11 protein-coding genes are annotated in these 12,702 nt (G+C 38.0%); 9 read left to right on the top strand and 2 right to left on the bottom strand.

The window, feature by feature from the left end; all coding sequences use genetic code 11:
- Nucleotides 1-87 precede the first annotated feature (87 nt).
- Nucleotides 88-1,137 carry a hypothetical protein gene (locus ACINWC743_RS13540; protein ID WP_009585813.1) on the bottom strand — a complete coding sequence of 350 codons (1,050 nt, stop codon included), beginning with the start codon at nucleotides 1,135-1,137 and terminating at the stop codon, nucleotides 88-90.
- A gap of 37 nt (nucleotides 1,138-1,174) precedes the next feature.
- Nucleotides 1,175-2,092 carry an acyltransferase gene (locus ACINWC743_RS13535; RefSeq protein WP_009585838.1) on the bottom strand — a complete coding sequence of 306 codons (918 nt, stop codon included), beginning with the start codon at nucleotides 2,090-2,092 and terminating at the stop codon, nucleotides 1,175-1,177.
- Nucleotides 2,093-2,333: 241 nt separating this feature from the next.
- Here ACINWC743_RS13535 and ACINWC743_RS13530 point away from each other — a divergent pair, with 241 nt between their 5' ends.
- The 9 genes from ACINWC743_RS13530 (at nucleotide 2,334) to ACINWC743_RS13490 (ending at nucleotide 12,689) form a co-directional block, all read left to right on the top strand.
- A complete protein-coding gene (locus ACINWC743_RS13530; protein ID WP_004828032.1) occupies nucleotides 2,334-2,984 on the top strand; it encodes an OmpA family protein in 651 nt (216 codons plus the stop codon).
- Nucleotides 2,985-3,416: 432 nt separating this feature from the next.
- Nucleotides 3,417-5,456: a UvrD-helicase domain-containing protein gene (locus ACINWC743_RS13525; RefSeq protein WP_004828034.1), complete on the top strand. Its 2,040-nt coding sequence runs from the start codon at nucleotides 3,417-3,419 to the stop codon at nucleotides 5,454-5,456.
- Between the two features lie 108 nt (nucleotides 5,457-5,564).
- Nucleotides 5,565-6,017 carry a dUTP diphosphatase gene (gene dut, locus ACINWC743_RS13520; RefSeq protein ID WP_005030849.1) on the top strand — a complete coding sequence of 151 codons (453 nt, stop codon included), beginning with the start codon at nucleotides 5,565-5,567 and terminating at the stop codon, nucleotides 6,015-6,017.
- 231 nt (nucleotides 6,018-6,248) lie between these two features.
- Nucleotides 6,249-7,688 (top strand): phosphomannomutase/phosphoglucomutase, encoded by a 1,440-nt coding sequence (locus ACINWC743_RS13515; protein WP_009585847.1) that lies wholly within the window; start codon nucleotides 6,249-6,251, stop codon nucleotides 7,686-7,688.
- Between the two features lie 58 nt (nucleotides 7,689-7,746).
- The gene (gene argB / locus ACINWC743_RS13510) at nucleotides 7,747-8,655 is read left to right on the top strand and encodes an acetylglutamate kinase (RefSeq protein ID WP_004828038.1); all 909 of its coding nucleotides are present in this window, start codon (nucleotides 7,747-7,749) and stop codon (nucleotides 8,653-8,655) included.
- 166 nt (nucleotides 8,656-8,821) lie between these two features.
- A complete protein-coding gene (locus tag ACINWC743_RS13505; RefSeq protein WP_005030847.1) occupies nucleotides 8,822-9,607 on the top strand; it encodes a GNAT family N-acetyltransferase in 786 nt (261 codons plus the stop codon).
- Between the two features lie 209 nt (nucleotides 9,608-9,816).
- Complete coding sequence (locus tag ACINWC743_RS13500; protein WP_009585828.1) at nucleotides 9,817-10,665, top strand: class II glutamine amidotransferase; 849 nt, start codon at nucleotides 9,817-9,819, stop codon at nucleotides 10,663-10,665.
- Between the two features lie 284 nt (nucleotides 10,666-10,949).
- Nucleotides 10,950-11,405: a bacteriohemerythrin gene (locus ACINWC743_RS13495; RefSeq protein WP_004828043.1), complete on the top strand. Its 456-nt coding sequence runs from the start codon at nucleotides 10,950-10,952 to the stop codon at nucleotides 11,403-11,405.
- A 201-nt stretch (nucleotides 11,406-11,606) separates the two neighbouring features.
- The gene (locus ACINWC743_RS13490; RefSeq protein WP_035301183.1) at nucleotides 11,607-12,689 is read left to right on the top strand and encodes a membrane protein; all 1,083 of its coding nucleotides are present in this window, start codon (nucleotides 11,607-11,609) and stop codon (nucleotides 12,687-12,689) included.
- Nucleotides 12,690-12,702 lie beyond the last annotated feature (13 nt).

The raw sequence follows: 12,702 nt of genomic DNA, 5'->3' as shown, positions 1-12,702 counted from the left end.
AAATTAGGGCAAATGCTAGAACATATTCAATGATTTCTCTAGCAAAGATACAAATATTTTCAATGAATTGCTTATTCTTTGAATCACTCAATCTTTGACCTGATCATTTTTTTCTAATTCAATTTGCCATTGTTTTACTTTCACTTGCTTTCTCAATGATTCTAAACTTTCATAGACAACAGATTCAACTAATTCTTCAAGATGCTGATTTTCAATATTTATCTGACTTAGTTTGGTAGAAATAAGTTGATAAGTTGCATTCGGATTTTGAACACTCCCTTGGGTAAATGGTTGCACTAAGCCTTGAGTAATGTTTTCTCCCAGTTGTTGTCCAATATTTTGAATTTGATTTTCAATCATACTACCTGCAATCGGAATCAATCTTAATAATTGAGTGAGTTGGGGGGTATCTTCAATGGCTTGACGAACGATTTGCCCAACATTGTGGGTAATTTGAGTGCTTTGTGCTTTTAATTCTACAGCCAAAGACTCCTGTAAAATTTCAGCCAAAGTCTGTGCAAAACGTTCTCGGTGGTGATCCACCAAGTCATGAATGATCTTTTTATGACTCGAACTGGTGTCAAGTTCATGTTTGATCCCATCAATCACAGTGATGACAACACGGTCAGAAAGTTCTTCCATCAGTACACGATAATAAAAGACGATACGTCTCATGATACTGTCAGGAATGACCTTATAGCCTAATTCATGAAAATGATATGCAATGATGCCTGCCCGAATTAAACGTAAAAAACGTAGATAGGGGATAATGGCTAAAATTTCATACCAGTGAATAAAAGGGAAGAAGAACCAACGGGCATGATGTTTGTTGACAATAGCAATCAACCAACGGATGCCCAACTCAACAACCAAGAAAGTAATAAACCAACTTTCTGTTTTAATCACCCAGGGATGTAAATCCGTTTTGTAGTACTGTAATACTTGGGGAAGCTGAATTTCATTAAACAACCAATCGCCAAAATTGCTCATCAAAAAGGCATTGGCACATAAACAGAATAAGTTAAACACAATGATAAACATCATAAAGATGTCATAACCAAATGATATCCACCATCCTCGTGACATCTCTTGTTTAGGTTGTGCCTCTTGTTGAGGGGCGTTAACTTGCTCTGTCATGCCAATCCTTTACATTGAATTTACAAAAAAGCTGAGATTAGCTTTTATATTTTTCTTTCATGGTGCTGATCAACTGATCTTTTTCAGCCCATAACTGATCCACCCAATTTTGAAAACGTTGACGATATTCCGCATCGTCTTCATAGTTCCCGCCCGGTACCCAATCTGGAATTTCAATTTTACGCATATTTACAGCGATTCGGGGCACTTCACCCAACCAAAATTCACCGTAACCAGGTGCACCATCTGGATAAACAATGGTCATGTCTACCAAAGCATCAATTTGATCACCCAAGATACTTAAAGCAAGCGCTAATCCTCCTGCTTTTGGTTTAAGCAGATGGGTGAAAGGAGAGTGTTGTTGATCATGCTTTTGTTGGGTAAATCGTGTACCTTCCAAATAGTTTAATAGGGTGAATGGCTGGCTGAGAAGCTGTTCACAGGCTTTTCGTGCTTCCTCCAAATCGCGATATTTGAGTTCTGGATTTTTTGCAATTTGCGCTTTACTATGTCGCTTCATCATTGGGAAGCCTAAAATTTTAAAGGCTTGCCCAACAAAGGGAATAAATATAAGTTCCCATTTGGTGAAAAAACGGGTCAAAGGCATACGAGTTAAGCCGAAGTATTGGTTGACTGTGGTATCTACCCAGCTTTGATGGTTACAGGTCATTAAATAACGTCCCTGCATATTCAGATCGAGATTGTCATCAATACTGATATCCCATTGTGTTTCTGGTAAAACATGGTCAATCAACCAGTTATTTACAGCTAGCCAGCTATTGGTGATATTAATGTTGGTTTCATCCACTTTCTTGGACTTTTTAAACAATTTAGTCAGACCTAAAGCAAGCACTGGCGGACCATGAAAAAAAGTACTCCCAGTGATCACTGTACCAACGGTTAGCCCTTTCGTAATTTTTTTTAAAATAGGTTGCTTCTGCTGCTGAGATGACATAGAACAGTCCTAGTGATTTATGGTGAATGTGTGCTCAAAGTACACAATATAGTCGTTACGATTTAATTTAAAAAGGTACATTTAATGACTATGTATAAATTATGATGATCAGTTTTGTTAATTTTGTTGTAAATATTACAAAATGTTAAAAAAAATGTGAATTTTAACAAAACGTCTATAGTGGCGCTTTGTTTTTTATACCAAAATTAGTCTAACAAAAAACACAACTTGGAGGCATGCAATGCGTGCACTATTAATTACAACACTTACAGCTGGGGCTCTTGTACTTTCTGGCTGTCAAACGACTGGTAATAACATCGGCGGTATGGAATACGACAAATCTGCTTTAGGTGGTTTGATCGGTGCGGCGGCAGGTTATGGTTTGTCTCGTGGTAACGCAAACAGTTCTGCACAAAACAACCGTGCAGCAGCAATTGGCGCACTTTTAGGTGCGGGTGCTGGTCTTTACCTTGACAATAAAGAGAAAAAATTACGTCAACAAATGCAGGGTACTGGTGTAGAAGTTAGCCGTAATCCAGATGGCTCTGTTGCATTGATTATGCCAGGTAGCATTACTTTTGATACCAACAAGGCAAACATCAAACCTAACTTCTACGGTACGTTGAACAAAGTTGTTCAAACATTGAAAGAAGACAACAAGAGTGTAATTCTTGTGACTGGTTATACTGATAATACTGGTAATGATTCAATCAATATCCCATTGTCACAAAACCGTGCTGCTTCTGTAGCAAATTATTTGAGAGGTCAAGGTGTTCAAAGCCGTATTGATACTCAAGGTTATGGTTCACAAAACCCAATCGCAGATAACTCAACTGCTGCTGGTCGTGAACAAAACCGTCGTGTAGAAATTAGCATTTACGCTGCAAGCTAAAAACGATAAATACTTATTCTTTTGGTTTAAGTGTTTGAAAAGGAATCATAATTTTATGATTCCTTTTTTTATTTTATGGTTGATATAGCATATGATTGACTATTAAATGATGATTTAATGCTAAAAAAGTGCTGATGTATCTAGCCTATATTTTACTCAAGCAAACTGTTTGGAAAATAATCCACGATGATTGTTTAAAGAATAGGGAGTGTCTTAAATGGCTGAGCAACCAACTGCAATTTAAAATGGGCATAATGATTGTATAAAAAAGGTAGTGATTGAAACTCAACAAGCAAAATAGATCACCGAATACGCTATTTAAAGTAAACCATCTAGACGTGGTTTTTTTATGTCGGAAAAATTCAAATTAAGCATTTTGCAAGTCTACTTTAGATGACTATAATCGAGCTCGAAGTTTGATGAGGATGAACAATGTCGAAAGCAAGTCAACTAAATGACAAGCAACTTGAAGCCATGAAATATACTCAAGGACCCTTGTTAGTACTTGCAGGGGCGGGTTCAGGTAAAACTTCAGTAATTACAAGAAAAATTGCTTATCTTGTACAGCAATGTGGTATTCCTGCACACCGAATTACAGCAATGACCTTTACCAACAAAGCAGCGCGTGAAATGAAAGAGCGTGTTGGTAAATTATTGGGTAAAGAAGAAGGTAAAGGGCTCTCAGTCTCAACTTTCCATACCTTTGGTTTAAATCTATTACGTATAGAGCTTAAAAATACACCACTTAAAAATAATTTTTCAATTCTTGACTCGGATGACTGTAAACGAATCCTGATGGACTTAATGCATCGTGATAATTTGTCAGGTGCTGAAAGTAAAGATTTGATTGCCAAAGCCATGAAGAAGATCTCTGATTGGAAAAATGATCTGATTGTGCCTGAGCAAGCACATACCACCTGTGAAACACCCGAAGATGTCCAATTTGCCCATTTGTATCAGCTATATGAGCGAAACCTGCGTGCTTATAATGCAGTAGATTTTGATGATCTTATTGTGATGCCAACACGGCTGTTACAAGAGAATGCCGAAGTGCGTGATCGTTGGCAGAACCGTGTGCGTTATTTGTTGGTAGACGAATATCAGGATACCAATACAGCCCAATATATTTTGGTAAAATTATTGGTCGGGGTCATGGGGCAATTCACTGCTGTAGGCGACGATGACCAGTCCATTTATGCATGGCGTGGTGCCAAGCCTGAGAATATGGCGTTACTTAAAGAGGATTTCCGCAATTTAAAAGTCATCAAGCTTGAGCAAAACTACCGATCAACCAGTCGTATCTTAAAAGCAGCCAACCATGTAATCGAAAACAATCCGCATATTTTTGATAAAAAATTGTGGAGTGATAAAGGGCATGGTGAAGTGATTCGAGTGATTACTTGCCGAAATGATGATGATGAGTCAGAACGTGTCGTTAAAGACTTGCTTACGCATAAATTAATGAATGGTAAGAATTGGAAGGATTATGCGGTGCTTTATCGTGGTAACTTCCAAGCTCGCGTACTGGAAACTCAACTTCGACAAATGCAGATTCCTTATAAGTTATCGGGTGGACAATCATTCTTTGGACGCGCTGAAATCAAGGATGTCATGAGCTATTTGCGTGTCATTATTAACCCTGAAGACGATAGTGCATTCCTACGCATCATCAATACGCCTAAACGTGCCATTGGTCCAGTGACATTGGAAAAATTGGGGCTATTTGCGCAGGAAAACCATTTATCTTTATTGGCAGCAGCCAGTGATCAGCGTTTGACAATGGTGATGCCGAAAAAGGCAACCACACAGTTGGCTGAGTTTGCAGGCTTTATCAATGATTTTACTCGTGAATTGTTGGATGACGATGAACCTGTTCCTAAAATTCGTCAGATGATGAATGAAGCTGGCTATATTGATTATCTTCGTGAAACTGCGGCGACGCCGGCACAAGAAAAAACCAAACTGGATAATGTCGAAATGCTTTATACCAGCATCCAGAGTTTAATCAATCGTGCAGAAGATGTGGATGAAAAGAACATTGAAAGTGTAATTCGTAAAATGGTCTTACTGGATATGTTAGAGCAGCAACAGGAAGATGAAGACACTGACAAAGTTAATCTTTTGACACTGCATGCATCCAAAGGTTTGGAATTTCCATTTGTTTATATTATGGGCTTGGAAGAAGAACTTTTACCACATAAGAACTCGATTGCCGCGGAAACCATTGAAGAAGAACGCCGTCTCATGTATGTGGGCATTACCCGTGCACAACAAGGCTTAACTTTAACTTTGGCTGAGCAGCGTAAAAACGGTGGGCAAATGAAGCAAATGACGCCGAGTCGCTTTTTAGATGAACTGCCACAGGATGAGCTGGATTGGTTGGGGCGTAAGAAAAAACTTGCTGAAAATGTTGATCCAAAACAACAGGCTCAACAGTATTTACAGAATCTAAAAGCGTTATTAAAACGCTAATTTTGAAATATGCACTTTGCTTGTTCTGTAGCCTGACTGTTGATACACAGGCAATTTAGCAAGAGCGCAAAGTGCATTTAATTTTTTTATTTAAGCAAGGATTTCAATATGAAAGTTCAAGTAAAGGTTCTTGATCGACGTTTAGGTCAAGCATGGCCAATGCCTACATATGCAACTACAGGTTCTGCAGGTTTGGATTTGCGCGCATGTGTTGATGAGGCGATTCAAATTGAACCAGGTCAAACCGTTTTAGTAAAAACAGGGATGGCGATTTATATCGAAGATCCTCAATTTGCAGGCTTAATTTTACCGCGTTCGGGCTTAGGTCATAAGCATGGTATCGTGTTGGGTAATTTAGTTGGATTGATAGATTCAGACTATCAAGGTGAATTGATGGTTTCTGTGTGGAATCGTGGTCAAACAACGTTCACTTTAGAACCTGGTGAGCGCTTGGCACAATATGTGTTGGTACCTGTAATTCAAGCGCAATTTGATATTGTGGATGAGTTTGAGGCGACAGAACGCGGTGCTGGTGGCTTTGGTCATACAGGCAAAAACTAATCGTTTAAGACTTGTTTAAAAAGCCTGAGTTATCAGGCTTTTTAAAGTATTTTTTTGATATGTAACAAAAAGTATGTATAAAGCCAAGTAGAAAACTGAATATATTATGAAGAATTTGTTGATAAATTGCATTGAGCCCTAGAATAAATTCTTAAATAAATGAATTGTTTACTCATCATGATCAAAATGAAAGTTGAGTAATAGAGGGTTGGCAAATAGAAGTTTTTGCTTATGATGAAAATGAATGATTTTCCTTTTCAAATTTTCCGTGCATATGATATTCGTGGAAAAGTTGAAATGATGAAACCTGAGTTAATTCAGGGCATTGCTGATGCCTTGGCAAATCAACTCATTGAAAAGGGTCAATCACAAGTGGCTTTGGGCTATGATGCACGTTTGAGCAGCCCCGTTTTTGCTCAAATTATCAAACAAGTATTTCAACATAAAGACATCGATGTGACTGAAATAGGGTGTTGTTCCACACCACAATTGTATTTTGCCGCACGTAATACGCAGGGAAATGGCATTATGGTGACCGCCAGCCACAACCCTAAAACGGATAACGGCATTAAATGGATTATTCAGTCTGAGCCACCATCTCCAGAAATGATCCAACATATTGGGGTTCAAGCCGCACAATATCTGCAAAATACCCAGTCTGTGGAGCGTATGCCAGTATCAGGGTTTAAAACAACATCGCATCACATTAAATCTGAGTTCTGTTTATCTTATCAATCTACACTACTTAACGATATTCAATTGACCAGACCTTTAAAAGTGGTGATTGATGGTTTAAATGGATCGGCTGGGTTTTGTGCCAATCTTGTATTGAAGAAGCTTGGTTGCGAAGTAATTGCTTTGCGTTGTAATGCGGATGGTAATTTTCCAGATCATGCACCAGATCCATCACAAACGACACATTTAGAATTATTACGTCAGAATGTACTCAATCATCAAGCGGATATAGGGATTGCTTTAGATGGTGATGGAGATCGGGTTGTTTTACTCGATGAAAATGCGCATATCATTTCGGCTGATCGACTGTTGGCTCTATTTGCACAAATGTGTTTAAAAGATCATCCACAACATGAAATTGTTTTTGATGTGAAATGTTCCTCTATGGTGCGTCAGGTCGTTGAGCACTTAGGTGGACAAGCGAAAATGATTCGTACAGGTAGTAGTTTTTTACGTAAGTATATGTCGCAGTCGAAAGGACATGCTGTGTTTGGTGGCGAGTATGCGGGTCATTATGTATTTAACGACGGGCGTGGGCTTGGCTATGACGATGGCTTATATGCTGCTTTGCGTGTGATGGAATACTTATGTCATTTTCCTCAAGCCACATTGTCAGAAATTTTAGCTTCTTATCCTGATCGTTTTTATACTGAAGATACTTATATCAGTACCCACCATACAGATCCAAAAATTGTGCTGAATGAAATTGAGCATCTCAGTCATCAGTATGGTGCTGAATTAAGTAAAATTGATGGGGTTCGACTTGATTTTGAACATGGGTTCGGCATTATTCGCGCATCCAATACGGGGGAGTATTTTACCGTTCGTTTTGATGCCGATTGTCAAAATCGTTTAGATGAGATTCGTCAGACATTTGCGTCTATGCTCCATGATCGCTATCCTATGATCGCCCAAGATATTTTACAGGCACATTGATTTTTTGCACGATCCATACTCATCGATCAAGCCGCTATAGCTCATTAAGGAGAGACGAATGCCACACCAGCACACTGGCATCGACAAAGCACAAATTTTGACAGAAGCTTTGCCGTATATTCAACGCTTTTCAGGTAAAACGCTAGTTGTGAAGTATGGTGGTAACGCAATGACTGATCCTGCATTGGAAAGTTCATTTGCGCGCGATATTGTCTTGCTGAAGACCGTCGGATTAAATCCAATTGTTGTACATGGTGGTGGTCCGCAAGTGGATTCATTATTAAAACAGTTAGGACGTGAGTCTGATCGTATTGATGGAATGCGTGTAACTGATCCAGCAACCATGGAAGTGGTTGAAATGGTTTTAGGTGGCAGCGTGAACAAATCAATCGTCAACTTGATCAATAAGCATGGTGGTCGCGCAATTGGTTTAACAGGTAAAGACGGTAATTTATTACGTGCCAAAAAGCTGTTGATGGAAAAAACTCAAGATGATGGTACAGTGACTCAGATTGACTTAGGTCTTGTGGGAGAAGTGACTGGTGTAAAGACCGATGTCTTGGAAATGTTTACACAAAGTGATTTTATCCCAGTGATCGCACCGCTTGGTGTGGATGAAGATGGTCAAACTTATAATATCAATGCAGATTTAGTGGCGGGTAAAGTTGCAGAAGCTTTAGGTGCTGAAAAACTGATCTTGTTGACCAATATTAGCGGTGTTTTAGATGAAAATAAAAATCTACTCACTGGGCTCAGTACACAAGAAGTTGATCGCCTAATCGAAACAGGGGTGATCTATGGTGGCATGATTCCAAAAGTAGGCTGTGCTTTAGATGCCGTAAAAGGTGGGGTGGTCAGTGCACATATTGTTGATGGTCGTGTACCTCATGCAACATTATTAGAAATCTTTACTGATCATGGTGTGGGTACTTTGATTACCAACCGCTCAAAGTCCAATCACGCATAAATCTATTTTGTCTGATCAAAACCAGTGTTTTTACACTGGTTTTTTATTGGGGGAGGGATTTATCCCCTATGACCGTTTGTAGTGTGTTTTGAAATGGTCATTTTTTCGTCATATAAGTGTCATGTGGATTGCCTAGTGTAAGTAAAAGCTCAAGGAGTCTAAAAATATGTTCGCAAAATTAAATCAGTATCGTCAGAACTTCCAGAACTTCAATTTACCTTTGCCTAAACCTAAAAAAGCACAGTCACAATATAAATTTGAATGGGTTGAAGACCTTAAACAGCTTAAAGAAGTACAAAAATTCCGCGCAGTGCAATTTGCAGATCAGTTTGGTATCCACTTTGAAAATGGTTTAGATCAAGATCTTTACGATCTTGATTGTGAACATGCCGTACTAAGAGATAAGTGGAGCAATGAAATTGTTGCTTATACCCGTTTAAAATTGATCCAAGGTCATGAGCTTGCGCGTAGTTATAGCGCGCAAGAATTTGATGTTTCACAGTTCTCAGACCTATCAAATATTGTTGAAATTGGGCGTACCTGTGTCCATCCTCGCTATCGTAATGGACGCGCGCTGTCGATGCTTTGGTTAAATCTAGTTCCTACAGTACTTTGGAAAATGAAAGCCAAACATCTGATGGGCTGTGTCAGCATTCGTTTGGAAGACAATAAAGCACGTGCTTACTATACTCACCAACATCTTAAAAAAATGACGGCTAAGCAATCAATTGATGTTAAGGCTAAACCCGCTTTTGAACCCAGCCATCCAGAATACAGTTTTCCACAAGATGAAAGAATTCCAAAACTATTTGATGTGTATTTGAAAATGAATGCTCGCTTATCAAAGCAGGCATATCATGATGAAGCATTCAATTGCTTGGATTATTTTGTATTTCTCGATGTCAATGAAGTCGCAAAAAAATTCGTACTCAATAAAATGGTTAATCGCTAAGTTTAAATGATCAAAGGGTACTGCCTAAGTTTTTATACTTGCCGATGAAGTATGAAAACCTAAAGATATCCTTTTTTCTTTCAATCCCCAATTTCACTCCTTTGGTCTAATATCCGCTTGTATGCTGTTATTTTCAGTTATTGAGATTTGCAAGCGGAAGCGGAGTCATGCACAATATTCTTATAAATAAAACGCTGTATGAATACGCTATGTGCCAATTGCTTGGAATGAACTGTGCTGCACCCACCGATATTACATTTTCGTTTCGTGGGTTTTCTCAACGTGCAGGAATAACCTCTGATCATTCTGATGGGTTTGGTATTGCTTTTTTTGAAGATAAAGCTTGTCGCTTATTTGTGGATAATCAATCTGCAGTCGTATCGCCAATTGCTGAGTTGGTACGTAATTATCCGATTAAATCACGCAATGTGATTGCACATATTCGTAAGGCGACACAAGGTAAAATCACTTTAGAAAACTCGCATCCTTTCATTCGTGAATTGTGGGGGAGACAATGGATTTTTGCACATAATGGCGACTTACTTAATTTTCATCCGCATTTGTCGGGGCGCTTTACGCCTGTAGGCAGTACAGACAGTGAATTGGCATTTTGCTATTTACTCGAACAGCTGGTTTTAAGATTTGGTTATTTTGAGCCAAGTCTAAATGATATTTTTGCTTTACTTGAAGAAATTTCTCCTAAAATTGCAGAATACGGGACTTTTAATTTCTGTCTTTCCAATGGACAAGCATTATTCAGTTATGCGACGACCAAACTGCATTGGATTGTTAGAGAGTATCCTTTTAAATATGCGCGTTTAATTGATATTGATGTCGATATCGATTTTAGTCAATTTACCACCAAAGAAGATCGTGTAGCTGTAATAACAACAGAACCGTTGACTCAAAATGAAGTGTGGACAGCTTATAAACCAGGTGAAATGATTTTATTTAAAGAGGGGAAGGTGATAAAAACTGCCACCACTCATGTCGAGCGCTTGGTGCGTGAAGCAGCTGACCCGAGTTTAGTCAGAATAACCAAGGCAGATCAGCATTAGTTTAATATTAATTGATGAGTTGAAATTACTATGTATCTAATCTAATGAATTAAACCTATAAATAGATAATTAAATCATCTATAAAATCATTTGAATTTTAATATTGGTTAAAAAATATCTTACTCTTTTAGTTTGATTAATAATATTAATTTAATATAAACAATAACTTAAATAATAATACGGTTTTTTTAATGAATCCCGAGTAATACGGTTCATTTTTATTTGACTTGATTCTCGTTAATATGGATTTTAAAGGTCAAGACATTATTTTTTAAGGTGATCGTATGAAGATGAAATGGATTCCAGAATATAATACTGGTATCGATGTGATTGACGATCAACATAGAAGGATTTTGGATTACATCAATGAAATTGATGAAATTGGTATAGCAACGGATCGTGTTCGTATTAAACAAATACTCGATAATATTATCGACTATACGCAATCACATTTTACATTTGAAGAAAGTTTACAAGAAGAAGCAGGTTATAAATATCGTGTTCCTCATAAACGTGTCCATGATTTATTTATCAAGCGTATAGAAAGTTACCGTGAAAGTTTTGAGCAAGGTCATTCAATCGAAAAAGAATTACATGAAGTCTTGTCTAAATGGTTAATTAATCATATTCAGCACGATGACGCTGATTATGTTGGAGCTGTGAAATTAAATATGATGGGGATCATTAAAGAAAATGAAAAGAAAAAAGGCAAGAATTGGTTTGCACGATTTTTTTCATAACCTCATGCTGATTTCAGCCTAAGTTATGGAAATGACCAGCTCTCTAATTAAAAAAATTCAGAGGGGATAAAAAGAAATAAGAGCGATTATAAAAAAAGTCTAGCGCAGCAAATCATCGAGGGGTGATTTGCTTTTTTCTTTTAAGCTTTGATTTTCAGCATCGACAAAGGCAAAATAGCAGAACTTTTTACGAAACACCTCATGCAGGATAATTCTATGTCACGATGGTTATCGCCGCTCATGGCATTTTGTTTATCATTCATGATTATCGCAGGCTTAGCACCAAGTCTGGATATTCAAATTGATCGACAAATTGATTTTTGGATATTGTGGTTAGTGTCAATGCTGATTTTGGCATTGCCGATTACCTATTTAGAGGTTGCTTTAGCAAAACGCTCTAAAACAACCGCATTAAATGCCTTGTCTAGCTTAACTCGTGACGCAGATGCATCACAATCCTGGCGTATTGTAGGATGGTTGGCAGTCATTTTTATTCCATTCTTAGCGGGTGGCATACTTTCAAATATTAGTGCTAGTGCTGTACATATTGCTCAACTTCCAGTTGCGCCACATTTGATTTTTGTTGGCAGTGCTGTGGTTGCTTTTGCATTATCTTTTGTTCCGCGTCAGTTCTTGGTCGGTTTAACAACAGTTGGCGTACTGGTTTCATTGGCTTTGGCTCAGTTTTTTGGAACAGGTTTGCAGACTTGGCATGTGACACCTGTTGAGTTTAAAGAGTGGGGTAATGCCACAATTTTAGCTTTAGTTGCAACAGGGTTAGGTCTTGGGCTGTATTGGCAAACAAGCTTGCTTAATGTCCAACAGCGCAATGAGGCAAGTAAAACCGCTTTACCGATCTGGATTGCACAATTGATTGCAGTAATAGCATTTGGTTTCTTTGCTGTTTCATCACAAATTCCAGCTTATGCATTGTTATTTACTGCGATCATTTCCGCTGCTCTATTATTACAATTGAGCAAAGAACAGCTAGTGCAACGCCAAGTGGCTGTGGTAATTCAATTTGCAGTGCTTTTGGTGGCATTATTTATTTGGGCGATTCCAAACATTGCGATGATATTTAATCCATTGTTAATGATCTGGGGTTTGTTGATTTGTTTGATTTATTCAATTTTTGTGGGTTGGATGATGAAAATCAGTCACTTAAGGAAAGCAATTAATTTCAGTTCAGAAGGCTTTTATAATATTTGGCGTATTGCAGTGCGTATCATTTTACCTTTAGCCATTTTAATTGCATTGGTTGCGTATATCGGACAATTTATTTAAGGGTATTGGTGAA

Source organism: Acinetobacter sp. WC-743, assembly GCF_000335555.1.
Lineage (GTDB): Bacteria > Pseudomonadota > Gammaproteobacteria > Pseudomonadales > Moraxellaceae > Acinetobacter > Acinetobacter bereziniae.
This window is presented reverse-complemented; position numbering and strand designations above follow the sequence as displayed.